Source organism: Pseudonocardia cypriaca, assembly GCF_006717045.1.
Lineage (GTDB): Bacteria > Actinomycetota > Actinomycetes > Mycobacteriales > Pseudonocardiaceae > Pseudonocardia > Pseudonocardia cypriaca.
Genome location: NZ_VFPH01000003.1, coordinates 1,553,851 through 1,575,998, shown reverse-complemented (window position 1 = coordinate 1,575,998; position 22,148 = coordinate 1,553,851). Strand labels below are relative to the sequence as shown.

Sequence of the window (22,148 nt, the reverse complement as noted above, 5' to 3'; positions counted from 1 at the left end):
CACCTCGAGGTTGACGCCTCGCTCGCCGCCGGGCCGGCATTCCGTCGTGGTCGCCGCCTCCGGCGCCCCGACCGCTTCGGGGAGGAACTGCTCCACCAGGGCGCGCAACGCCGGGTCCTGCAGGTCGGCGCACTCGGTGGTGCCCGGACCGAGGGGCGCCGCCCCGCCAGGAGCGGCCTGTGGCGCGGGTACCGCCTCGCGCCGGTCCGGAACCGCGCCCGAGCCCGGCGCACCCTCGGCCGCGGCGGGCGGTGGCACATGCTTCTGCGCTCGCGAGTCCGCGGACGGGCCCTCCTGCGAGAGCATCGGCGCGGCCACCGTCGCGTCCTCGCCTCCGTCCTCCGGCAGCACGACGGCCCCTCCGATGCCGACGACCGCGAACAGCGCGAGCCCACCGACGGTGAGCGCCGTCCGGCGGCGGGCGGTGATCCGCCGCGACGTCCGCACGACCTGCTCGTGGTCGAACCCGGGCGGTGGCGCGTCGGAGTCGGAGGCGGCGGCCTGGAACAGCGCCCCGAGCCTCTCGTCGTCGGTCATGTCCCCCACCTCCTCATCCGGCAGGTCGCAGGTCGTCTAGCGCGTCGCCGAGCACCGCGCGCAGCGCGGTCAGCCCGTGCGCGGTCTGGCTCTTCACGGTGCCCTCGCTGCACCCGAGCGCCGCGGCGGTGCCTGCGACGTCGAGTCCGTCGAGGTACCGAAGGACGAGCACGGCGCGCTGGCGCGGCGGCACGGCCCGCAGGCCGTCGACGAGCACGTGCCGCGTGGTCACCGACTCGGACGCCGACGGCACGCCGACGGTCTCCGGAGGCGGTTCTGCCGTCGACCGCTCCCGGCGCCACGGCCGCCGCGACTCGTCGACGACGGCCCGCACGAGCGTGCGGCGGACCCACGCGTCGAGCGCGTCGCGGTCGCGGATGCGGCGCCAGTGGCGGTGCAGCGCGACGAACGCGGCCTGTGCGTGGTCGTCGGCGCGGTGCCAGTCGCCGCACAGCAGGAAGGCGGTGCGGCGCACGGCGTCGCGGCGCGCGCGGAAGTACTCGGCGAACTCCCGCTCGCTGGCGTCGTCCACCCGGCCTTGCCCCCTTCCCGCCGGTCCGTCGTGCAAGGGACGCGAGCATCCTCGTCCGGGGTTGTACGACGGCCACGTATTCCCCCGAACGGCCTAGCAATGTGACCTTTCCGTGACCCTGCCGCCGCCGGACCGTCTCCTCCTGGTTGAATCGAGGCTCGTGCGACCCACCTCGCGAGCGAGGCGATCGTCGGCCCACGACGGTCCGATCGACCTCCGCTCGGACACCGTCACCCAGCCCACGAAACAGATGCGGGCCGCGATGGCCGCGGCCGAGGTGGGCGACGACGTCCTCGACCGCGACCCGACGATGCGCGAGCTGGAGATCCGGGTGGCCGGGCTGCTCGGCGCGGCCGACGCTCTGTGGACGCCCAGCGGCTCGATGGGCAACCTCATCGCGCTCATGCACCACCTCGATCGCGGCGACTCGTTCCTCGCACCGACGGGCGCGCACGTGCTGGACAACGAGCTCGGGACGGCGGCATGGCTCGCAGGCGGGATGCCCCGCCCCCTGGAGCACGACGCCGGACCGGGCAAGGTCTCCCCGTCCGCCGTGCGCCGGGCTGCCACGGGCGACGCGCCGTACCACGCGCTGCGCACCACGCTGCTGTGCCTGGAGAACACCCACAACTCCGCCGGGGGCATGGTCACCGCCCCGGACGAGCACGCCGCCGTCGTCGCGGCGGCCCGGGGCGCGAAGCTGAAGGTGCACCTCGACGGCGCTCGGCTCTGGCACGCCGCGGTGGCCCTCGGCGTACCGCCCGGAGCCCTGACGGTCGGGGTCGACACCGTGCAGGTCTGCCTCAGCAAGGGCCTCGGCGCGCCGGTGGGTTCGGTGGTGGCCGGCTCGGTGGAGTTCGTCGCGAACGCCCGGCGGCTGCGCAAGATGCTCGGCGGCGGGGTGCGGCAGGGTGGCGTGCTCGCCGCGGCCGGGCTCGTCGCGCTGGAGCGCATCGACCGGCTCGCCGAGGATCACGACCGCGCCCGCACGCTCGCCGCCGGGCTGCGCGAGCGCGGCTGGCAGGTCGCCGTTCCGCAGACCAACATCGTGCTCGTCGCGGTCGCCGACCTGACCGGCACACTGCAGCGGTTCGAGGCGGCGGGCGTGCGCGCGGTGCCCATGGCCGGCCAGGTACGGCTCATGACCCACGCCGATCTCACCGACGCCGACATCGCCACCGCCCTGCGGCGGATCGGACCGGTCGACGGCACGACCGGCCACGCCGACGCCCACCGCGCTCCCGCGCGCCCGGCCCGGCGCTGAGGCTCAGGACGCCCGGTTGCTCCGCTCGAGCGCGTCCAGCCGGGCGTTGGTCGCCCGCAGCTCCGCGAGCACGGCGGCGAGCTGCGCCTCGGCGCGGTCCACGTCGGCCGACACCTCGTCCAGCTCACGCTCCACCGCTGCTCCCGCCTGGCGCAGGTTCTCCACGAACCAGGACGCCAGCGACGCCGTGACGACGCCGAGCAACGCGATACCCGCCACCATCAGCGACACGGCCACGAGCCGCCCTTCGAGCGTGACCGGGTAGCGGTCGCCGTACCCGACGGTGGAGATCGTCGTCATCGTCCACCACAACGCATCGCCGAACGTGGTGATCGACGAGTCCGGGGCGTACCGCTCGGCGTCGAGCACCGCGAGCGACGCGACGAACGCGATGAGCATGACCGTGCCGACGACGTAGAACACCACGCGGCCACGGGCGTCGTCGCGCAACTGCCTGTTGAGCACGGTCACCACGGTGATCAGCCGCAACGCCCGCAGCTGCCGGAACATCGGCAGCGCCAGCATCACCAGGTCGAGCAGGTGGGTGCGCACGAAGTACCAGCGGCGGCGCGCCAGCGCGATCCGCACCAGGTAGTCGAGGGCGAACACCACCCAGGTGCCGGTGAGCACGACCTCCAGCGCATTCCGGCCGGCGGGCGTGAGCGAGGTGTCGAGCACCTGCCACGCGTAGGCGGCGAGGAACAGTGCCGCAAGCCCGGTGAGCCACCAGTCGACCCGCCGGTCCCAGGCAGCGATCCGGGGCTCGTCGACGAGAACGGGCGAAGCCATGTCACGCAGCGTAGGAGCCCGGCGTGCCGCCGAAGTTCAGGAAAGCCACGTTCCTGACCCTGGAGGACAGCAAAGTGGCTTTCCTGACCTTCCAGCGGGGCCCGGGGGACTGCGCAGGGTCACCTGTCAGGCCCGCGGCAGCCACACCGCCAGTCGCTCCAGCGCCGCCGTGATGTCGGCGGTGGCGCCGGCGAAGGACAGCCGGATGAACTGCCCGCCGTCGACCGGGTCGAAGTCGACGCCCGGTGCGACCGCCACACCCGTCTCCGCGAGCAGCCGGTGGGTGAAGTCCATCGAGTCGTGCGTCAGGTGCGAGACGTCGGCGTAGACGTAGAAGGCGCCGTCGGCGGGGGCGAGGCGGGTGATGCCCAGCCCGGCGAGGCCCTCGAGCAGCAATGCACGGTTCACGGCGTACCGGGCGACGTGCCCGTCGACCTCGGCGTAGCTCGGCTCCTCGAAGGCGCCCATGGCCGCTCGTTGCGCGAGCGCGGGCGGGCAGATCGTGAAGTTGCCGGTGAGCCGGTCGACGGCGCGCAGGAGCCGCGGGGGGACGAGCAGCCAGCCCAGTCGCCACCCGGTCATGGAGAAGTACTTCGAGAAGGAGTTGACGACGATCGCCTCGGCCGAGGTGACCCACGCGGAGGACGTCGCCGGGGCACCTTCGTAGGAGATGCCGTGGTAGATCTCGTCGCTCACAAGCTGCACGCCCGTCTGCTCGCAGTACTCCGCGAGCGCTGCCAGCTCGGCCGGGTCGAGCACGGTGCCCGTCGGGTTGGCCGGGCTCGCGACGACGAGGCCTCGAACGGGCTCGTCGAGGGCCTCCAGCATCGCGACGGTCGGCTGGTAGCGGGTCTGCGGCCCGCACGGGAGGTCCACGACCTCGCAGCCGAGCGCGGTGAGGATGTTGCGGTAGCAGGGGTAGCCGGGCCGCGCGAGCGCCACCCGGTCGCCCACGTCGAAGGCCGCGAGGAACGCGAGCAGGAACCCGCCCGACGAGCCGGTGGTGACCACGACCTGCTGGGCCGGTACGTCGAGGGCGTACGTGCGCGCGTAGTGCGCCGCGATGGCGTCACGCAGCTCCGGGATCCCGAGCGCGACGGTGTAGCCGAGGACGTCGCCGTCCAGCGCTGCTGCGGCGGCGGCCCGCACCGCGGCAGGCGCGGGGGTGGAGGGCTGACCCGCCGACAGGTTGACGAGGTCGCCGTGGGTGCGCCTGCGCTCGGCGGCCGCCGCCCAGATGTCCATGACGTGGAACGGGGGCACCGCCGCCCGCGCGGCGACCGTGAGCTGGGCAGGCGGAACGGGGTGGATCGACACGATCGGAGCTTATGCGGGTCGGCGGCCGCCCCACGTCGTTGGAGGGCGACCGCCGATCCGTACCAGGGAGGTGCTCCCGCCTGTCAGAGCAGGCTGGAGACCAGGTCCTTGGCCGAGAAACGGTCGCCGCCGCTGCGGTCGCCGTCCTCGTCGTCGTCGGACTTGTCGGACTTGTCGGACTTGTCGCTCTTGCTGGAGCCGCCGTCCTCGTCCGAGTCGTCGTCGGACTCGTCGTCGGCGTCGGCCTTCTTGTCGGAGTCCTCGTCGGAGTCCTTCGACTCGGCGTCGTCGCCGCGGTCGGAACCGCCACCCAGGAGCCCCGACAGCAGGCCACCCTTGCGGTCGTCGTCCTCGTCCGCGTCGGCCTCGTCGGAGTCGTCGGCGTCGGAGTCGTCGGCGTCGGCCTTCTGGCTGCCACCGCCGCCCAGGAGCCCCGAAAGCAGGCCACCCTTGCGGTCGTCGTCCTGGTCCGCGTCGGCCTCGTCGTCGGAGACCTCGTCGGTGGACCCGCCGCCGAGGAGCCCGGTGAGCAGGCCACCCTTGCGGTCGTCATCGTCATCGTCGTCGAGGTCGACGTTGGTGGACGCGCCGCCGAGGAGCCCGGACACGAGGCCGCCGCGGACCTCCTCGTCCACGTCGTCGGCGGCGTCCCGCACCGTTCCGCCACCGAGCAGGCCGGACAGCAGCCCGCGCGAGTCGTCGTCCAGGTCGAGCGGCAGGTCGGAGCGCAGCCCGCCACCGCCGTTCAGCACGGTGGCGAGGGTGGTGGTGACCTCGCCGGTGAGCCCGTCGACGTCGAGGTCGTCGAGCACGTCCTGCAGCTCGTCGACGTCCAGGTTCTTCAGGTCGAGGTCGCCGAGGGCGGTGCGCAGCTCGCCCAGGTCGAGGTCCTGCAGGTCCAGCTTGTCCAGACCCACGTCCGAGAGGACCGTGCGCAGCTCGCCCGCGTCCAGGTCGTCCAGGTCGACCGGCAGCTGGTCCACGTCGAGCACGTCGGCGACGGCGGGCAGCTGGCTCAGCTTGAGGTTCTGCACCACGCCCGGCAGGTCGTCCAGGTCGAGGTCCTGCAGGGCGGACGGCAGGTCGTCGATGTCGATGTCCAGGCGGTCCAGCGCGTTGCTGAGCTCGCCCAGCTGGACGTTCCGCAGGCCGGCCGGGAGGTCGCCCAGGTCGAGGTCCTCCAGGGCGTCCACGTCCAGGCTGCGCAGCGCACCGGTGACGTCGCCGAGGGTGTCCTGGACCGTGGAGAGCTCCAGGTTGTCGGCCGTGGCCACCTCGGCGTCCGAGAGCGAGCCGAGGGCGGGCAGCGTGGTCAGGTCGCCGACCAGGGGCAGGACGTCGGCCCCCGGCAGCGCGGCCAGGCCGCCGCCCGGGAGCGCGACCGGCAGCGCCGTCAGGTCACCGACGACCGGCAGGACGTCGGCGCCGGGGCCGAGAGCGGCAGCCGTCGGCACGACGCCGCCCGCGAGGCCGGGCGCCGCGGACAGTGCGCCTGCCACGTCGAACACGTCCAGGTCGCCGGTGAGGCCGTCGGTGGGCAGGTCGGGCGCGGCGAGCCCGTCGACCCCCAGCGCCTCGAGCCCGGGCAGGACCGACCCCACCATCGACAGCTGGAGGTTGGTGCTGTCCTGGTCGTTGCTGACATTCGCGTCGGTGACGGCAGCCGAAGCAGGCCCGGCCGCGGCCATCATCGCCATCGGCGCGCCCACGACGCCGATTGCGGCGCGCCCGGCGATCTTCGACGCGCGGCTCGGCGCAGCGTGTCGAGACCGTGCGGTGTTCGTCATTCGAGTCCTCATGTTTCTCAGGGGAGCGAACATCGGACCCGACGTGATCAGTAGGGAGCCGTCGTGGGGAGCGGCGACGACGTGATCACCCCGGGTGCGCAGACCCTGGCGCGTCACCCGTCGGGGTGCAAATCGCGGAGAGCGACCCCCGGGCAGCACGCCTCGCCCCGTTCGGGGCAATGAGCTTGCGCTTCACGCGCCGGAGCGTACGACAAGTGATCGCAAATGTCACCTGTTCGGAGGACCCGATTTCACGATGGAGCGGGTACAGATACTGCCCCCTGGGCCGCCCGGAGGGCAATGTCCGTCCGATGGTGCGAGCCCGGGAGGTGTACCTGCTCCAACCGGTCGTAGGCCTCCTGGCGGGCAGCGAGCAGGTCAGGCCCGGTGCCGACCACGGAGAGGACCCGCCCGCCGGAGGACACGACGGCCCCGTCGTCGCGGCGGCGCGTGCCCGCGTGCAGCACGCCGGCGGCCTCCGATCCGGAGATCACGTCGCCGAGGCGGGGCAGGCCGGGGTAACCCTCGGCGGCCAGCACGACCGTGACGGCCGCGCCGTCGGCCCACTGCGGCGGCGGCTCCTCGGCGAGCCGGCCGGTGGCGGTGGCCAGCAGCAGCCGGGCGAGCGGGCTCCGCAGCAGCGCCAGCACGACCTGGGTCTCCGGGTCCCCGAAGCGGCAGTTGAACTCGATGACGGCCGGTCCGGCGGCCGTCAGCACCAGCCCGGCGTAGAGCAGCCCGGTGAACGGCGTGCCGCGCCGGTTGAGCTCGGCCGCGACGGGCGCGACCACCTTCTCCGCCAGCTCGTCGCCGAGGCCGGGCGAGGCCCACGGCAGGGGTGCGTACGCCCCCATGCCGCCGGTGTTGGGGCCGGAGTCGTCGTCACCGACGCGCTTGAAGTCCTGCGCGGGCAGGAGGGGGACCACGGTCTCGCCGTCGACGAGGCAGAAGAGCGACACCTCCGGCCCGTCGAGGTAGGACTCGAGCAGCACCGGGTGCCCACCGTCGAGGAGGGTGCTCGCGTGGGCGCGCGCGACGTCGAGGTCGGTGCTCACGACCACGCCCTTCCCCGCGGCGAGGCCGTCGTCCTTCACCACGTACGGCGGGGTGAAGCGGGCGAGCGCCGCGTCGAGGTGCGCCGGGTTGTCCACCACGACGGAGGTCGCCGTGTTGACGCCGGCCGCGGCCATGACGTCCTTCGCGAAGCTCTTCGAACCCTCGATCTTGGACGCGGCGGCGCTCGGGCCGAAGCAGGGGATGCCGGCCGCGCGCACGGCGTCGGCCGCGCCGGCCACGAGCGGCACCTCCGGCCCGATCACGACGAGGTCGGCCCGCCAGTCGACCGCGAGCGCGGCCACCGCGGCGGGATCCGCCGCGTCGACGCCGCGTTGCTCGGCGACCGCCGCCGTGCCCGCGTTGCCCGGCGCGCAGGCCAGCGCCGTGACGCCGGGGTCCTGCGCGAGGGCGAGAACGATGGCGTGCTCCCGAGCACCGGACCCAACGACCAGAACGCGCACGTCACAGAATCGTAGAGACCTCCGCTCGACCCCTCGTGAGCGGATCCGCGCACGTGCCCGCTCACGAGGCAGGCAGGGCCTCCGCGAGCAGGCTGGTCGTGGTGGCGGGGTGTTCCTCGTGCGGGAAGTGCCCGGTGGCGGGCATCAGGTGCAGGCGGTGCTGCGGACCGGCCCACCGGGCCGAGGCCGCCGCGGTCGCGGCCAGCACGCAGGGGTCGAGGGCGCCCTGGACCTGCAGCACCGGCACCGCCGGGATCCGGGACACCGCCGCCGCGAACCGCCGCCCCTCCACGCGCAGCTGGGACCGCGCCGCCCACCGGTAGTACTCGAGCGCGCTGTGCACGACGCCGGTGACCTGGATGGCGCGCCGGTAGTGGACGGTGGCCTCCGCGAGGTCGTCCCATTCCGCTGCGGACCAGTCCCGCAGGATCCGGGCCACCCTGGCTCCGCCGTCCCGCCGCAGCGACCGCTCCGGCCAGCGCGGGAGCTGGAACGCCGCGGCGTACCGGGCCGTGGCCCTGCCCTGCCCGCGGGGGTCGCGCACCACCGCTGAGCGCACGGCGAGCGGGTGCGGGGCCGCGAGCGAGGTGAGCGACAGCACGAGCCGCGGGTGCAGCGCCGTCACCGTCCAGGCGATGAGACCGCCCCAGCCGTGCCCGACGACGTGCGCCCCCGGCTCGCCGAGAGCCCGGATCAGCCCGGCGATGTCCCCGGCGAGCGTCCACAGGTCGTAGCCGCGCGGGGGTTTGTCGGAGTCGCCGTAGCCGCGCAGGTCGGCGGCCACCACCCGGTATCCGCCCTCGGCGAGCGCGGGCAGCTGGTGGCGCCACGTCCACCAGAACTCGGGGAAGCCGTGCAGCAGGACGACGAGGGGGCCACCGCCGTCGCACTCAGCGACGTGCAGCCGGATCCCGTTGGCCGACACGGCGCGGTGCGTCCACGGACCGGGCAGCCGGAGCGAGGACGCATCCGGACCCCGGTGCAACCCGAAGCCCCGTCAGCGGGCCGTCAGCTCGGGGTGCGCGTCCTCGTCGTGGCCGCGGTGCGCGAGCACCTGAGCCGACTCCTTGAGGCTGGAGATGGTGCGCTCCGGCTTGCGGATCCGGCGGACGCGCAGGTAGCCGAGAAGACCGAACAGCGCGGCCGTGAGCAGCATGATCCCGAACACGATGCCGAAGGCGGCGGAGCGCGGCAGCCAGATGTCGAGCACCTCACCGAGCGCGAGGAACGCGAAGAACAGGCTGAACAGCAGGACCGTCAGCGCGACGACGAAGAAGATGCTGCCCTGCAGGCCCTTCTTCACCTCGGAGGCGATCTCGGCGCGGGCCAGCTCCACCTCGGCGCGCACCAACGTGGACACGTGCGTGGTGGCCTCGCGCACCAGCTCACCGATCGACTGCTCGCCCGGTGATCGAACGGGTTCCGGGGCGAGCGGGATCGACGGGAGGACGGGCGGAACGTCCCCGCCGCCGGAGCTGGTCGGGCTGGCCACCGCGGTCCTCCTGCTCATCTGTCCGAGTTCGCTGGTCGCGGGCCATCCTTCCACGGCGGCCGACCCGACGCCGGTCAGGCGCACCGGCGTGCCGCGCCGATCAAGCGGCCGCGGTGTCGTCGTCCCCGTTCTCCCTCGCCCGCACGCGAACCCGGCGGACGAGCATCGCCGCTCCGATCACCGACGCCGCCGCCGAGGCGAGGAGGATGGCGGCCTTCGCCGACTCGAGCACGTCCGGCAGGCCGGCCAGCGACAGCTCGGCGATCAGCAGGCTCACGGTGAACCCGACACCGCCGAGCATCGACACCGCTGCGAGATCCCGCCAGTCGAGACCGCGCGGCCGCGAGGCCGGCGTGAGCCGGATGACGAGCCAGCACGACCCGAAGATTCCGATGATCTTGCCGACCAGCAGGCCCACCATCACCCCGAGCGCGACCGGTTCCACGAACACGGCCCGCAGCGCGTCGGGGCCGATGGGAACCCCTGCCGCGAAGAGCGCGAACACCGGCACGCACAGCCCCGCCGACCAGGGCTGCAGCCGGTGCTCGAGGCGCAGCGCGGGTGCGAACTCCTCGTCCGGGTCGGCCCGCACCCGCGTGAGCAGGCCGAGCAGAACGCCCGAGATCGTCGCGTGCACGCCGGCCTCGTGCACCGCGAACCAGGTGAACAGAGCGAGGGGCACGTAGAGCCACCACGCACGAAAGCGCCTGCGCTGCAGCCACCAGTACGCGGTGCAGGCGAGCACGACGGCTCCGAACCAGAGTGCATCGAGACCGCTGCTGAACAACACCGCGATCACGATGATGCCGCCCAGGTCGTCGGCGACCGCGAGCCCGAGGAGGAACACCCGCGCGGACACCGGCAGAGCCGACCCTGCGACGGCGAGCACCCCGAGCGCGAACGCGATGTCCGTGGCGACGGGGATCGCCCACGCGCGGTCGATCCCCGGCGCTCCCCACCCCACGGAGAGCGCCAGCACAGCCGGCACGATCATCCCGCCGAGCGCAGCGGCCACCGGGAGCAGTGCTTGGCTCCGCGTGGACAGTTCTCCGATCACCAGCTCGCGTTTGAGCTCGAGGCCGACGACGAAGAAGAACACCGCCAGCAGGCCGTCCGTCGCCCACTTCGCCAACGTCAGGTCCAGGTGCAGGGCCGCCGGCCCGACCACGGCGCCCCGCATCGCGTCATAGGCGGGTGACCAGGGCGAGTTCGCCCAGATCAATGCGATGGCGGTGGCGACGAGCAGCACCACCCCGCCGACGGTCTCGGTGCGCAGGTAGCGGGCGAACTCGCTGATGGGCGTAGCGGGGCGTTCCTGCACGGGCTGCTCCGGTCTTCACGTGGGCATGGCGACGACGTCGCCGACCAGACTTCCCGGCACACCCCGCGGGAACTCTAACCCGCGTCCGCACGCGAACGGGCGTGATCACGCTCATGCCCACAGCTCGTCGAGCCCAGCGACCGGTTCGCCGCCCTACCCTGAAACCCGTCGAGGGAGGAGGCGGAGCGCAGGTGCCACGCGAACTCCGAGCATCAGACGACGAGCGGCAGGCCGTCGTCCGGCGGCTCGAGCGGGCGTTCCGGGACGGGCGGCTGACCGTCGTCGAGTTCGACGAGCGGATGCACGCGGCCTACGCGGCCAGGACCCGCGGCGAGCTGGACGACCTCACCGAGGACCTGCCTCCTGACCTGTGGTGACCGCACCCTTCCCGGCCAGGTCACCGTCGGTCTGCGGGAGCTCCCGGCCGGGAGCAGCCGAGTCGGCGGTCGGTGGCGGGGAGATCGACGCGTCGGCGGCCGCGGAACCGGCCCGAGCGGGGACCGACGTTCCGGTCGCGTTCTCGAAGAAGCGGAGGAGCTCCACCGGCAACGGCATCACCAGGGTGCTGTTCTGGTCCGATGCCACGTCGCTGACGGTCTGCAGGAGCCGCAGCTGGAGCGCACCGGGAGTGTCGGCCATGACCCGGGCGGCGTCGGCCAACCGGGTCGAGGCCTGGTACTCACCATCGGCGGCGATCACCCGGGCGCGGCGGTCCCGCTCGGCCTCCGCCTGGTGCGCCATCGCGCGGCGCATGCTCTCGGGAAGGGCGATGTCCTTGATCTCCACCCGATCGACGGAGATCCCCCAGTCGTCGGTAGGTGTGTCGATCACCGCGCGCAGCTCGGCGTTGACCTGCTCCCGGTCCGACAGCATGGTGTCCAGGTCGGCCCGGCCGATCACCGATCTCAGCGACGTCCGTGCGACCTGGGAGATGGCGCCGAGGTAGTTCTCGACGTTGACGACCGCTTTCACCGGGTCGGTCACCCGGAAGTACACGACGGCGTCGACGCTGAGGGTCACGTTGTCCTTGGTGATCGCTCCTTGGGGTGGGACGTCGAGCACGATGGTCTGGACGGGCACCTTCACCATCCGGTCGGCCACCGGGATCATCAGCTGCAGCCCCGGCTGCCGCACCTCCGGCAGCAGCCGCCCGAAGCGCAGGACCACGCCCCGCTGGTACTGCTGCACCATCCGAACACCGCTGCCCACCAGCAGCACCACGAGCGCGACGAGCACGATCAGAACGGTCGAGAGCACAGGTTCCACATCCTTCGCTACGAGGTTGACCCGATCACGGGCCGATTCAGCCCCGACCGTTCTTCTCGGTGGCGGCCAGCAGCAGCCACGGGACCACGACCAGAGCGGTGACGACGCCGAGCACGGCCCACCACGACGCCGGCAACAGCGCGCCGATGAGCACGAGGACGAGCAACCCGGCGAGCAGAAGGCCCGTGGCGGGGAGCGACACCGGCCACCGGGAGGCGATTGCACGACGGCGGCCCCGACCGTTGAACGTACGGGCGAGGTGGGGATCACTCGTCGCCAGCTCGCGCTCGATGTCGGCGAGGACCTGTCGCTCCCACGGCGACATGGCGTCGTGATCCTCGGGACCGGGGTTGGACGATGTGCTCATCGCCGGGCCTCTCGCCGCAGCTTGCATCTGCTGCCGACCAGACTTCCCGGCGCGCCCCGTCCTGATCGTACGACTCCGCGCTGCCGCCGAACACCCTCGACGACACCGGATGTCAGTCGCCGGCCTGGTCCGTCTCGTACACGTCGGGCACACCGTCGGCGTCGGTGTCGCGCTCCTCCTCCGCGCAGATGCGCCGGTAGCGCCGGTTGCGCATCCGCAACACGACCGTGGCGAGCATGGCCGACAGCAGGGAGCCGAGCAGCACACCGATCTTGACGTGCTCGTCGCCCGAGCTTCCCTCGCCGAAGGCGAGCTCGCCGATGAGCAGCGACACGGTGAACCCGATACCGGCCAGCAGCGCGAGCCCCAGCACGTCCGTCCAGCCGAGGTCGTCGGCGAGGCGGGCCCGGGTGAACCGCTGCACCAGCCAGCTGGAGCCGAGGACGCCGACCGGCTTGCCGACCACGAGCCCGACGATGATCCCGAGCGTGACCGAGTCACCGAGGCTCGCGCCCAGCTCGGCCGCGCCGCCGACCGTCACACCCGCGGCGAAGAACGCGAAGATCGGCACGGCCACACCGGCCGACAGCGGGCGGAACCGGTGCTCGAAGTGCTCGGCGAGTCCCGGCCCCGGTCCTGGCGAGCGCCGGATCACCGGCACGGCGAACCCGAGCAGTACCCCGGCCACCGTGGCGTGCACGCCCGACTCGTGCACCAGCACCCAGGTGGCGACGGCCAGCGGGAGCAACAGCCACCATGACCGCACCCGCCGCTGCACCAGCAGCGCGAACAGCCCCAGCGGGATCGCGGCGAGCGCGAGCGGGCCCCACGACAGCGAGTCCGTGTAGAAGACGGCGATGATCGTGATCGCGAGCAGGTCGTCGACCACGGCTAGCGTCAGCAGGAACGTCCGCAGGGCCGATGGCAGGTGCGTGCTGATCACCGCGAGGACGGCGAGCGCGAACGCGATGTCGGTGGCGGTCGGGATCGCCCAGCCGACCAGCGCCTCCGATCCGGCCGCGGCGTTGATCGACGTGTAGAGCAGCGCGGGAACCGCCATGCCGCCCACCGCGGCGGCCACCGGGAGGGCCGCGCGTCGCGGATCGCGCAGGTCACCCGCCACGAACTCGCGCTTGAGCTCCAGCCCGGCCACGAAGAAGAAGATCGCGAGCAGGCCGTCGGCCGCCCACTGGTGGAGCGTGAGATCGAGGTGGAGCGCGGCGGGGCCGACCTTCAGGTCGCTCAGCCACCGGTAGCCGTCGGCCCATGGCGAGTTCGCCCACAGCAACCCGACCGCCGCGGCCGCGACCAGCAGGATGCCACCGACGGTCTCGGTGCGGAGGATGTCGCCGATCCGGCGTGCCTCCGGCCAGCTGCGCCTGGCGAGCAGGGAGGGGGTGGGTCGAGTGGGCGGGCCCATTCATGCTCCTCGAGAAGACGTCGACGATCCACTCGCCGACCAGACTTCCCGGCACACCGTCGACAACCCTAACGCCTCCTCACGAAGCGGAGGCTGGACCCGGTCCACCGGGTGTGTTTCGGTCGTGACTGGAATTGCCAGCAGAGGCAGTCAGCGCCGACCAGGACGGCACCCGGCGCCCGGATGCCGAACGCCCATGCCGTGCTCTCATGGCTGGACGACGTGTTCACCGCCGCCCCACCACTGCCTCCTGCAGCGACACGACGAGGAGAATTGCCGGTGAACGGCAGGTCGGCGAGCGCGCAGACCGCGATCGGCCCAATGGTGATCGCGGCGGCCGAGCGGTACACGCCGCTGCCGCAACGGCTCGTCGACGACGAGCTGGCCGCGTTGTTCCTCCCGCCCGGCGTGCAGTGGATCGTGCGGGCCTGCCGCTGGCGGCCGGTGCGCGACCTGCTGGTGCGTGCGACGGAGCGGTCCGCGCCCGGGATGTGGGGCAGCATCCTGTGCCGCAAGCGGTACGCCGACGACGCGGTCACCGATGCGCTCGCCGCCGGATTCGGCCAGGTCGTGATCCTCGGCGCCGGCCTGGACACCAGGGCATACCGGCTGGTCGGCCCCGCGGGGGCCGTCGCCTTCGAGCTGGATCAGCGCGCGAACACCGACGACAAGCTGCGCCGGCTGCGGGTGATCTACGGGCGTGTCCCCGACCGGGTCCGGGTGATCCCGGTCGACCTCGAGGTCGACGACCTGACCGCCGTACTGTCCGCTGCGGGCTTCGACAGCGCGCGACCCGCCCTGTTCGTCTGGGAAGCGGTCACGCAGTACCTCACGGAGGAGGCGGTCCGTGCCACGTTCATGTTCCTCGCGAAGGCGCCCGCCGGCAGCCGGCTGATCTTCACCTACGTCCGCTCGGACTACCTCGACGGCACGAACCTCTACGGCGCCGGGCGGCTGCGCGATCGGATGACCGGGAGGTACGCCGTCTGGAAGTTCGGCATCGCCCCCCGGGACGTCGCCGCGCTGCTGCGGGAGTACGGGTGGGCCGAGCGGGAGCAGGTGGGCCCCGCCGAGTACGCGGTGCGCTACCTCCAACCGGTCGGCCGCGACATGCCGATCAGCGAGATCGAGCGGTTCGTCCAGGCCGAGAAGGTGTGAGGGGCGGATCCCCGACTCGGGGGCGAGCATCGCCGGTCGAGTGGGGTCAGGTGTCCTGCTCTTCCTTCCAGCGATCGATGAGTGCGGGGAGCTCCGCGAACAGGTACGCGTAGAAGTCCCGCATCCGCTCCAGCCGCCGAGCCGCCGGGCTGTCGGGAGGGGCGCTCGCGATCCCTGCCTCCGCGATCTCCTGCATCACCTGGATCATCGCGTTCTGGCTGCTCATCATCGTTGCCCAGGCGTCGTCCCGCATGCGGAAGTGGGCGCGCCTGCTTCCCGGCACCGGGGCGGGCTCGATCAGCCCGACGGTGCGGAGCATGGTGATCGCACCCGAGATCGAACCCGCGCTCGCGCCGAGCTGCTCACCCAGCTCGGCCGCGGTCACCGACTCGCGCTCGGAGAACAGGAACGCCGCCAGCACGCGGGCGATCATCCGCTGCATCCCGTTCTGGTTCAGCGCGAGCGCAAGACGCTCGGCGACCTCGCTGCTACCGCTCAACCGAGTCACCATCCTTCAAGAATTTCTGAAACTATGCTAGCGTTCGCCGGTCGGTTCCGCCTGGGCGCGGAGCCGTGGTGAGCCGGGAAGCCTGGTCGGCGCGGTCGTACTCGCGTGCCCCCAGGAGTTCACATGCCCGTCATCGAGGTCGACAACCTCACCTTCCGCTATCCGAAGACCACCGCACCGGCGGTCAAGGGGATGAGCTTCTCCGTCGACAGGGGCGAGGTGTTCGGCTTCCTCGGCCCCAGCGGCGCCGGGAAGTCGACCACTCAGAAGATCCTCACCGGGCTGCTCACCGGCCACGGCGGCCGCGTGGCGGTGTGGGACCGCGACCCCGCCGACTGGGGAAGCGAGTACTACCAGCGCATCGGCGTCTCGTTCGAGCTGCCCAACCACTACCAGAAGCTCACGGCGCTGGAGAACCTGCAGTTCTTCGCCTCGCTGTACGCCGGCCCCACCGAGCACCCGATGGCGCTCCTGGAGGCGGTCGAACTCGCTGCGGCCGCCGACACCCGCGTAGCACAGTTCTCCAAGGGCATGCAGATGCGGCTGGTCTTCGCCCGCGCACTGCTGCACCGCCCCGAGCTGCTGTTCCTCGACGAGCCGACCTCCGGTCTCGACCCGGTGAACGCGCGCCGCGTGAAGGACATCGTCCGGGAGCTGCGCGGGCAGGGCCGCACGGTGTTCCTGACCACGCACGACATGGCCACCGCGGAGGAGCTGTGCGACCGCGTCGCCTTCGTGGTCGACGGCCGGATCGCCGCGCTCGACACCCCCACCGAGCACAAGGTCAGCCGCAGCAGGCGCACGGTGCGCGTGACCTACCGCAACGGGGGCCGGCTCGAGCACGAGGACTTCCCGCTCGACGGCCTCGCCGACGACGAGAACTTCCGCTCCCTAACCAGCGAGCACCACGTCGAGGCCCTGCACAGCCAGGAAGCAACCCTCGAGGACGTGTTCATCGACGTGACAGGCCGGTCGCTCGCATGAACCGGGTCATGAGCGGGGTTCTCCCCACCGCGGTGCGGATGGACTTCCGCCTCCAGCGGCGCTACGGGTTCTGGTACGCCACGGCGTTCGTCGTACTGCTCTGGATCGGGGTGCTGCAGCTGGTTCCCGACCCGCTGCTGGGCCCGGCCATGCCGTACCTGCTGATGGCGGACCTGGCGTTCATGATGTTCTTCATCGCGGGCGCGGTCTTCTTCGAGAAGGGCGAGCGCACCGTGTTCGCCCTGGTGACCACGCCGCTGCGGTTCCGGCACTACCTCACGGCGAAGCTGCTGACGATGTCCGCGCTCGCCCTCGTGACGTGCGTCGTGGTCGTGCTCGCCGACTACGGCCCCGGTGTCGCCCTGTTCCCGTTCGTGGCCGGCGTGGTCCTGATGACCCTGCTGATGCTGCTCACCGGGTTCATCACGGCCCCGCTGTTCCCGTCGATCAGCGAGTGGCTCCTGCCCTCGACCCTCGTGCTCACGGTCCTGAACGCGCCCATCGTCGGCTACTCGGGGCTCTACCCGCACCCCGCGTTCTCCCTGGTTCCCACCGACGGGCCGCTCCGGCTGCTCGGCGCCGCCTTCCACCAGGTCACGCTCACCGGGTGGCAGTGGACCTACGCCATCGGCTACCCGGCGGTGTGGATCGCGGGCCTGTGCCTGCTCGCGAAGCACGTGTTCCACCGCCACGTCGTCACCTCGGAAGGCGGCCGGTGATGGGGGGCACCACCGGTTTCATCGCCACCTTCGGCCGCAACGACCTGCGCACCGTCCGACGCGACAGCATGCTCGTGACGGTCATGCTCGGCCCGTTCCTGTACGCGGCGGCGCTGTGGTTCCTCCCGGCGATCACGGGCCACGTCGCCCGCGAGTACGCGTTCGACCTCGTGCCGTACCACTCGGCGATCGTCAGCGCGTTCTGCGTGCTCGGCCCACCGCTGCTGCTGGGCGCGGTCCTCGCGCTGCAACTGCTCGACGAGCGGGACCAGAACACGCTCGCCGCGCTCCGCGTGACGCCGGTGCCCCCGGCCACGTACACGGCCTACCGCGCCGGCTCGACCATCGCGCTGACCACGTTCTCGGTGCTGGCCTCGCTCACCGTCTCCGGGCAGGTCGACGCCTGGACGCTCCTGCTGAGCGTGCCGATCGCGCTCACAGCGGGCCTGCTCGCACCCGTACTCGGGCTCGTCATGGCCTCGCTGGGGCGCAACAAGATCGAAGGCCTCGCCGTGATGCGGGTGATCGGGCTCGCGGTCTTCACGGTTCCGATGATCCCGTTCTTCATCCTCGACTCCCCGTGGCAGCTCGCCTTCGGTGTCGTGCCCGCGTACTGGCCAGTTCGGGCCTTCTGGTCCGCGTTCGACGGCGGCACCTACGGGCTCTACGTCGCGGGCGGCCTGCTCTACAACGCCGCGCTCGTCGGAGTCCTCCTGCGGGTGGCCACGATGCGGCTCCGCTGAGGTTCCGGCGACCACACCTGTCGCTCAGGCCTCCGGCCGCCCCCGCAGCCGCTTGACCGCACCGCGGCGCGCCTTGGCGTCCAGCCGCCTGCGGACGGATCCGCCGGTCGGGCGGGTGGGCCGGCGCGCGGGCGGGTCGGGGCGCATCGCGTCCCGGAGTGTCGCGGCGAGCCGCTCGCGGGCGGCCTCGCGGTTGCGGAGCTGGCTGCGGTGCTCCGCGGCGACCACGGTGAGCACGCCGTCGACGAGGCGGCCGTCGAGCCGGCGCACGGCCCGCTCGCGCAGCAGTTCGGGCACCGATGGCGACCCGGCGAGGTCGAACGACAGCTCGACGCGGGAGTCGGTGGTGTTGACGCCCTGCCCGCCGGGTCCCGAGGCGCGGGAGAACCGCCACTGCAGCTCCCGGCCGGGCAGCACGACCGCGCGTCGCACCGGAAGATCCGCCTCGGCCACGCCCACAGAATGCCCCTTCCGTCCCGAGTGAGCATGTTCACGAGCGGGAATGACTCAGACGAGCTCAGCACTTTGTATGCTGTAAGCAGTCGACCGGACCAGGAGCACGCGATGGCACTGTCAGAGACCTCCACCGAAGCCGGCAGCCGGCGGATCGCCCGCCCGGTCCCGCTTCGCGAGAGCGTCTACAGCGCGATCCTGGAAATGATCGTCAGCCGGAGCCTCCAGCCGGGCCAGCACCTCGTGGAGAGCGAGCTGGCGCTGATGCTGGGCGTATCCCGGCAGCCGGTGCGCGAGGCGCTCCAGTGGCTGAAGAACGACGGGTGGGTCGACCTGCGGCCGGGCCTGGGCGCGTTCGTCCACACGCCCACCGTGGAGGAGGCCGACCAGCTGCTCGCAGTGCGCAGCCTGCTGGAGACCGAGTCCGCGCGGCTGGCCGCCACCCGGGCCACCGAGGAGGGCGTCGCCCGCCTGCGGGAGCTGTGCGACCGCGGCCGCGATGCCCTCGCCGCCGAGGACGTCACCACGCTGGTGGAGCTCAACGCCGAGCTGCACAGGGAAGTGATGAAGATGTCCGGCAACGACGTGCTCGTCGAGCTGGCCGGGCAGGTCGACCGCCGGGTCCGCTGGTACTACACGCCGGTGGCCCGCCACCGCGGCGAGCAGTCCTGGATCGAGCACGCGGCCCTGATCGACGCGATCGCGGCGGGCGACGCCGCCCGAGCCGGCGAGGTCATGTCCGCCCACACCGAGCACACCCGCCGCTCCTACCTGGAGCACCGCGACGACGCGGACGACGCGGCCCCCGCACTCCGGGGTCGCGTCCACTGACCGGCCGGGGCCGACTGCGCCCCGTCCCATCTCGGCACCGACGACGACGCCGAGCACACCCGCCCGACCGGCGGGTCCCCGCACGCCCATCCGACGCGCGACGCAGCGCGCCGGCCCTCCCCGCGCGCCGAAAGATCGGCGCTGCCGCGTCCGATCACGCATGACGGCTCGCGGTCGGGGAACCCTGAACACGGAGGTGGAACGACATGCGTACCCTGCGCAACTTCTTCCGGTCCCTGGCGGACCTGCCCCGCGGCGCCTCTGCCGACGGCCGCAGCATCGGCCTCGGCCTGGACGCCGCACTGCGGGCCCAGCGCGCCCGCGGCGCCGAGGCCCAGCCGCTCACCACGCGGACGCGCCCCGTCACCGAGGACCGCCCCTTCACCCGGGCCTGACGAGCACCGGCAGGCAAGACCGTGGCCGCCCCCTTCACAGGGGGCGGCCACCGGCGTCTCAGACGGCGAACCCGGACGGCTGCTCCGGCATCCGGGGCCGCGGCAGGGTGCTCGGCAGCCCTGGACGCTGCAGCGCACCCGCGGCGCGGGCCGCGACGAGCGACACGACGGCCGCGCCCGCGAAGGTGGCGGCCCAACCCCACGTCGTGACGGCGAGCGCGGCGAGCCCGATGCCGAGCACGCCACCCACGGCCTTGGCGCTGTAGACGAGGCCGTGCACCTCGAGCGCGCTCTGCTCGCCGAAGTACTCCCGGGCCAGGCTGGCGAAGATCGGGTAGAAGCCGCCACCGCCGAGGCCTGCGAGCACGGCCGCCACCTCGAGCGCTCCCGTCCTGCCCGTGGAGGCGGAGAGCGCGAACAGCAGCTGCGCCACCCCCTGCACGGCGAGCACCGCGCTCAACGTGCGGCAACGCCCGAACCGGTCCGACACCCGCACGGCGAAGGCCCTGCCGGCCCCGTTGACGCCTGCGAACAGGCCGGCCGCGAGCGCGACGGCGCCGATCGTGGCCGTCACGCCACCGGCGTAGACCACGATGAAGGCTGCGTTGAACAGCGACACCGCTCCGGCGCCGACCAGGATCAGGTACATCGCCGGCAGCACCCGGGTCTGCATCGCCTGCGCGGGTGAGAACTCGCGGATGGCGGGCGGGTTCATCCGGCGGGCCGGGTTGCGCAGGGCCCATGCCTGCGGGTCGACCTCGACGGGCCACCACCGCTCGGGCGGGTCGCGGAAGAAGAGGCCCGGACCGGCCACGAGCAGGAAGAGCACCACCGCGGCGGTGTCGAGGACCACGGTGAGGTTCCCCGCGTGCAGACCGATCACGGCGGCGACGATGAACGGCACGGACCCGTAGGCGAAGGCTCCGGTCACCGCGCTCACCCGCCGGCCCATGCGCTCGGGGTACCACTTCGCCACGGTGGAGGTGCAGGCCGCGTAGACGAGGCCCGCGCCGGTGCCGCCGAGGACGGCGTAGCCGAGCAGCGCGCCCAGCAGGTCGGTGCTGTGCGCGAGCACCACGAGCCCGAGCGCGGATAGGGCGGCGCCCGCGACCATCACGGGCCGCGGTCCGATCCGATGGCGCTCGCGCAGGTAGGCGGTGGGCAGGCCGACGGTCGCCTGGAGCACGGTCCACCCGGCGAGCAGCCAGATCGCGCCGACGAGGTTCCAGCCGTTGCGCTCCATCAGCGCGGGCACCGCGGCGCCGTACCCGTACTGCAGCACACCGACGGCCGCCATGGGCAACCACGCCTGCCACAGCACGCTGGAGCGGGGACGGCCGATCAGCTCCTCAGGGGACTCACCCACGCGGTAGCGGCGGCCGTGGTTGTCGCGGATCTCCCGGACGGCGCCCGAGCCTGACATCGCCATGTCGACTCCTTCCATACAGTATGCCGATAGTGCGGCAGCGTGACCGGGAGCACAAGTACCCTGGACAAGATTCTCCATACTGCATACAGTCGACCGTCATTGCTCGAGCAGCAGACGGGAGACCCGCACTGTGGACCTCTACGAGCACCAGGCCAGGGACGTCTTCGCCGCTCACGGCGTGCCCGTCCCGGGTGGCGCGGTGGCCGATACCCCGAGCGAGGCCGAGGACCGGGCGCGTGAGCTCGACGGACCGGTCGTGGTCAAGGCCCAGGTGAAGACCGGCGGCCGCGGCAAGGCCGGTGGCGTGCAGCTGGCGCGGACGCCGGAGGAGGCGCGGGAGAAGGCCGCCGCGATCCTCGGGATGGACATCAAGGGCCACACCGTGCACCGCGTCCTGGTCACGGAGGCGAGCGACATCGCCGAGGAGTACTACCTCTCCTTCCTGCTGGACCGGTCGAACCGCACGTTCCTCGCGATGTGCTCGGCAGAGGGCGGCGTCGAGATCGAGCAGCTGGCCGTCGAGCGCCCCGATGCGCTCCTCAAGGTGCCGATCGACCCGCTGACCGGCGTCGACACCGCCACCGCCGCCCGGATCGCCGCCGTTCTGCCGGGCGAGGTGGCCGAGGAGGCCGCCAAGGCGATCACGAGCCTGTGGGACGCGTTCGTGGCGGAGGACGCCACCCTCGTCGAGGTCAACCCCCTGGTCCGGACCGGGCAGGGCGAGATCGTCGCGCTCGACGGCAAGGTCACCCTCGACGACAACGCCGCGTTCCGCCACCCCGGTCACGCCGACCTGGTGGACCAGCGCAGCGAGGACCCGCTCGAGGCCAAGGCGAAGGCGAAGGACCTCAACTACGTCAAGCTCGACGGCCAGGTCGGCATCATCGGCAACGGTGCGGGTTTGGTGATGAGCACCCTGGACGTCGTCGCGTACGCCGGGGAGAAGCACGGCGGCGTGAAGCCGGCGAACTTCCTCGACATCGGTGGTGGCGCGTCGGCCGAGGTGATGGCCGCCGGGCTGGACGTCATCCTCGGCGACCCGGACGTCAAGAGCGTGTTCGTCAACGTGTTCGGCGGCATCACCGCGTGCGACGCGGTCGCAACCGGCATCGTCGAGGCGCTGAAGATCCTCGGCGACTCGGCCACCAAGCCGCTGGTCGTGCGGCTGGACGGCAACAACGTCCTCGAGGGCCGCCGGATCCTCGACGAGGCGAACCACCCCCTCGTCACGCAGGTCACGACCATGGACGAGGCGGCGGATCGCGCTGCCCAGCTCGCCTCGGCCGGCGCCGGGAGCCACGACGCGGCAGGAGCCTGAG

Annotated in this window: 24 protein-coding genes; 9 read left to right on the top strand and 15 right to left on the bottom strand. The window is 72.4% G+C overall.

What is annotated here, in order from left to right:
* Together FB388_RS39155 and FB388_RS39150 are read right to left on the bottom strand one after the other, a co-directional pair.
* A partial coding sequence (locus tag FB388_RS39155; RefSeq protein ID WP_142107648.1) for a hypothetical protein occupies window positions 1-537 on the bottom strand: 537 nt, incomplete at its 3' end.
* Window positions 538-550: 13 nt separating this feature from the next.
* Window positions 551-1,069 carry a SigE family RNA polymerase sigma factor gene (locus FB388_RS39150; protein WP_142107647.1) on the bottom strand — a complete coding sequence of 173 codons (519 nt, stop codon included), beginning with the start codon at window positions 1,067-1,069 and terminating at the stop codon, window positions 551-553.
* 250 nt (window positions 1,070-1,319) lie between these two features.
* Between FB388_RS39150 and FB388_RS39145 the strand changes: the two genes are divergently transcribed.
* Entirely contained in the window at window positions 1,320-2,333 is a 1,014-nt protein-coding gene (locus FB388_RS39145; RefSeq protein ID WP_246122842.1) for a threonine aldolase family protein, read from the top strand.
* A 3-nt stretch (window positions 2,334-2,336) separates the two neighbouring features.
* On the opposite strand, the gene FB388_RS41020 is transcribed toward FB388_RS39145, so the two are convergent.
* The 7 genes from FB388_RS41020 to nhaA (FB388_RS39110) form a co-directional block, all read right to left on the bottom strand.
* Window positions 2,337-3,122: a potassium channel family protein gene (locus tag FB388_RS41020; RefSeq protein ID WP_142107645.1), complete on the bottom strand. Its 786-nt coding sequence runs from the start codon at window positions 3,120-3,122 to the stop codon at window positions 2,337-2,339.
* A 126-nt stretch (window positions 3,123-3,248) separates the two neighbouring features.
* A complete protein-coding gene (locus tag FB388_RS39135) occupies window positions 3,249-4,367 on the bottom strand; it encodes a pyridoxal phosphate-dependent aminotransferase (RefSeq protein ID WP_142107831.1) in 1,119 nt (372 codons plus the stop codon).
* 155 nt (window positions 4,368-4,522) lie between these two features.
* Complete coding sequence (locus FB388_RS39130) at window positions 4,523-6,226, bottom strand: hypothetical protein (RefSeq protein WP_142107644.1); 1,704 nt, start codon at window positions 6,224-6,226, stop codon at window positions 4,523-4,525.
* Window positions 6,227-6,477: 251 nt separating this feature from the next.
* On the bottom strand, window positions 6,478-7,743 hold the full coding sequence (gene purD, locus FB388_RS39125) for a phosphoribosylamine--glycine ligase (protein WP_142107643.1): 1,266 nt from the start codon (window positions 7,741-7,743) through the stop codon (window positions 6,478-6,480).
* A 61-nt stretch (window positions 7,744-7,804) separates the two neighbouring features.
* Window positions 7,805-8,668 (bottom strand): alpha/beta fold hydrolase, encoded by an 864-nt coding sequence (locus tag FB388_RS39120; protein WP_246122841.1) that lies wholly within the window; start codon window positions 8,666-8,668, stop codon window positions 7,805-7,807.
* 72 nt (window positions 8,669-8,740) lie between these two features.
* Complete coding sequence (locus FB388_RS39115) at window positions 8,741-9,235, bottom strand: phage holin family protein (RefSeq protein ID WP_246122840.1); 495 nt, start codon at window positions 9,233-9,235, stop codon at window positions 8,741-8,743.
* A 100-nt stretch (window positions 9,236-9,335) separates the two neighbouring features.
* On the bottom strand, window positions 9,336-10,556 hold the full coding sequence (gene nhaA / locus FB388_RS39110; protein ID WP_246122839.1) for a Na+/H+ antiporter NhaA: 1,221 nt from the start codon (window positions 10,554-10,556) through the stop codon (window positions 9,336-9,338).
* Between the two features lie 191 nt (window positions 10,557-10,747).
* Between nhaA (FB388_RS39110) and FB388_RS39105 the strand changes: the two genes are divergently transcribed.
* Window positions 10,748-10,933 (top strand): DUF1707 SHOCT-like domain-containing protein, encoded by a 186-nt coding sequence (locus tag FB388_RS39105; RefSeq protein WP_211362487.1) that lies wholly within the window; start codon window positions 10,748-10,750, stop codon window positions 10,931-10,933.
* On the opposite strand, the gene FB388_RS39100 is transcribed toward FB388_RS39105, so the two are convergent.
* The 3 genes from FB388_RS39100 to nhaA (FB388_RS39090) form a co-directional block, all read right to left on the bottom strand.
* A complete protein-coding gene (locus FB388_RS39100; RefSeq protein ID WP_246122838.1) occupies window positions 10,902-11,813 on the bottom strand; it encodes a slipin family protein in 912 nt (303 codons plus the stop codon). The two genes, FB388_RS39105 and FB388_RS39100, sit on opposite strands and share 32 nt — an antisense overlap.
* A 46-nt stretch (window positions 11,814-11,859) precedes the next feature.
* A complete protein-coding gene (locus FB388_RS39095; RefSeq protein ID WP_170226026.1) occupies window positions 11,860-12,189 on the bottom strand; it encodes a DUF3040 domain-containing protein in 330 nt (109 codons plus the stop codon).
* A 112-nt stretch (window positions 12,190-12,301) separates the two neighbouring features.
* Window positions 12,302-13,609 carry a Na+/H+ antiporter NhaA gene (gene nhaA, locus FB388_RS39090; protein ID WP_142107639.1) on the bottom strand — a complete coding sequence of 436 codons (1,308 nt, stop codon included), beginning with the start codon at window positions 13,607-13,609 and terminating at the stop codon, window positions 12,302-12,304.
* A 279-nt stretch (window positions 13,610-13,888) separates the two neighbouring features.
* On the opposite strand from nhaA (FB388_RS39090), the gene FB388_RS39085 reads away from it, so the two are divergent.
* Window positions 13,889-14,767 carry an SAM-dependent methyltransferase gene (locus FB388_RS39085; protein ID WP_246122837.1) on the top strand — a complete coding sequence of 293 codons (879 nt, stop codon included), beginning with the start codon at window positions 13,889-13,891 and terminating at the stop codon, window positions 14,765-14,767.
* Window positions 14,768-14,813: 46 nt separating this feature from the next.
* Here FB388_RS39085 and FB388_RS39080 read toward each other — a convergent pair whose 3' ends face one another.
* Window positions 14,814-15,275, bottom strand: coding sequence for a GbsR/MarR family transcriptional regulator (locus FB388_RS39080; RefSeq protein WP_425468620.1), 462 nt, complete (start codon window positions 15,273-15,275; stop codon window positions 14,814-14,816).
* A gap of 123 nt (window positions 15,276-15,398) precedes the next feature.
* Here FB388_RS39080 and FB388_RS39075 point away from each other — a divergent pair, with 123 nt between their 5' ends.
* Genes FB388_RS39075 through FB388_RS39065 form a run of 3 tightly spaced genes read left to right on the top strand, consistent with a single transcriptional unit; the run spans window position 15,399 to window position 17,721 of the window.
* Window positions 15,399-16,259, top strand: a complete 861-nt coding sequence (locus FB388_RS39075; RefSeq protein ID WP_142107636.1) for an ABC transporter ATP-binding protein — start codon at window positions 15,399-15,401, stop codon at window positions 16,257-16,259.
* Window positions 16,260-16,267: 8 nt separating this feature from the next.
* Window positions 16,268-16,978: a fluoroquinolone export ABC transporter permease subunit gene (locus tag FB388_RS39070; protein ID WP_211362486.1), complete on the top strand. Its 711-nt coding sequence runs from the start codon at window positions 16,268-16,270 to the stop codon at window positions 16,976-16,978.
* A complete protein-coding gene (locus FB388_RS39065; RefSeq protein ID WP_142107634.1) occupies window positions 16,978-17,721 on the top strand; it encodes an ABC transporter permease in 744 nt (247 codons plus the stop codon). The genes FB388_RS39070 and FB388_RS39065 overlap by 1 nt, the downstream gene beginning before the upstream one ends.
* Window positions 17,722-17,745: 24 nt before the next feature.
* On the opposite strand, the gene arfB is transcribed toward FB388_RS39065, so the two are convergent.
* Window positions 17,746-18,174 carry an alternative ribosome rescue aminoacyl-tRNA hydrolase ArfB gene (arfB, locus tag FB388_RS39060; protein WP_142107633.1) on the bottom strand — a complete coding sequence of 143 codons (429 nt, stop codon included), beginning with the start codon at window positions 18,172-18,174 and terminating at the stop codon, window positions 17,746-17,748.
* 111 nt (window positions 18,175-18,285) lie between these two features.
* Between arfB and FB388_RS39055 the strand changes: the two genes are divergently transcribed.
* The gene (locus tag FB388_RS39055) at window positions 18,286-19,005 is read left to right on the top strand and encodes a GntR family transcriptional regulator (protein WP_142107632.1); all 720 of its coding nucleotides are present in this window, start codon (window positions 18,286-18,288) and stop codon (window positions 19,003-19,005) included.
* Window positions 19,006-19,211: 206 nt separating this feature from the next.
* Entirely contained in the window at window positions 19,212-19,400 is a 189-nt protein-coding gene (locus FB388_RS39050) for a hypothetical protein (protein ID WP_142107631.1), read from the top strand.
* Window positions 19,401-19,458: 58 nt separating this feature from the next.
* Here FB388_RS39050 and FB388_RS39045 read toward each other — a convergent pair whose 3' ends face one another.
* Window positions 19,459-20,829 carry an OFA family MFS transporter gene (locus tag FB388_RS39045; RefSeq protein WP_170226025.1) on the bottom strand — a complete coding sequence of 457 codons (1,371 nt, stop codon included), beginning with the start codon at window positions 20,827-20,829 and terminating at the stop codon, window positions 19,459-19,461.
* A 130-nt stretch (window positions 20,830-20,959) separates the two neighbouring features.
* On the opposite strand from FB388_RS39045, the gene sucC reads away from it, so the two are divergent.
* Window positions 20,960-22,147, top strand: coding sequence for an ADP-forming succinate--CoA ligase subunit beta (gene sucC, locus FB388_RS39040; protein WP_142107629.1), 1,188 nt, complete (start codon window positions 20,960-20,962; stop codon window positions 22,145-22,147).
* The last annotated feature ends 1 nt before the right edge of the window (window position 22,148 follow it).

What these genes read in the sequence shown, in the direction of transcription:
- FB388_RS39145 (WP_246122842.1), top strand. Translation starts at nt 1,320, where the DNA reads ATGCGGGCCGCGATGGCCGCGGCCGAGGTGGGCGACGACGTCCTCGAC.
- FB388_RS41020 (WP_142107645.1), bottom strand. Translation starts at nt 3,122, where the DNA reads ATGGCTTCGCCCGTTCTCGTCGACGAGCCCCGGATCGCTGCCTGGGAC.
- FB388_RS39135 (WP_142107831.1), bottom strand. Translation starts at nt 4,367, where the DNA reads ATGGACATCTGGGCGGCGGCCGCCGAGCGCAGGCGCACCCACGGCGAC.
- FB388_RS39130 (WP_142107644.1), bottom strand. Translation starts at nt 6,226, where the DNA reads ATGACGAACACCGCACGGTCTCGACACGCTGCGCCGAGCCGCGCGTCG.
- FB388_RS39095 (WP_170226026.1), bottom strand. Translation starts at nt 12,189, where the DNA reads ATGAGCACATCGTCCAACCCCGGTCCCGAGGATCACGACGCCATGTCG.
- nhaA (WP_142107639.1), bottom strand. Translation starts at nt 13,609, where the DNA reads ATGGGCCCGCCCACTCGACCCACCCCCTCCCTGCTCGCCAGGCGCAGC.
- FB388_RS39075 (WP_142107636.1), top strand. Translation starts at nt 15,399, where the DNA reads ATGCCCGTCATCGAGGTCGACAACCTCACCTTCCGCTATCCGAAGACC.
- FB388_RS39070 (WP_211362486.1), top strand. Translation starts at nt 16,268, where the DNA reads ATGAGCGGGGTTCTCCCCACCGCGGTGCGGATGGACTTCCGCCTCCAG.
- FB388_RS39065 (WP_142107634.1), top strand. Translation starts at nt 16,978, where the DNA reads ATGGGGGGCACCACCGGTTTCATCGCCACCTTCGGCCGCAACGACCTG.
- FB388_RS39055 (WP_142107632.1), top strand. Translation starts at nt 18,286, where the DNA reads ATGGCACTGTCAGAGACCTCCACCGAAGCCGGCAGCCGGCGGATCGCC.
- FB388_RS39050 (WP_142107631.1), top strand. Translation starts at nt 19,212, where the DNA reads ATGCGTACCCTGCGCAACTTCTTCCGGTCCCTGGCGGACCTGCCCCGC.
- FB388_RS39045 (WP_170226025.1), bottom strand. Translation starts at nt 20,829, where the DNA reads ATGGCGATGTCAGGCTCGGGCGCCGTCCGGGAGATCCGCGACAACCAC.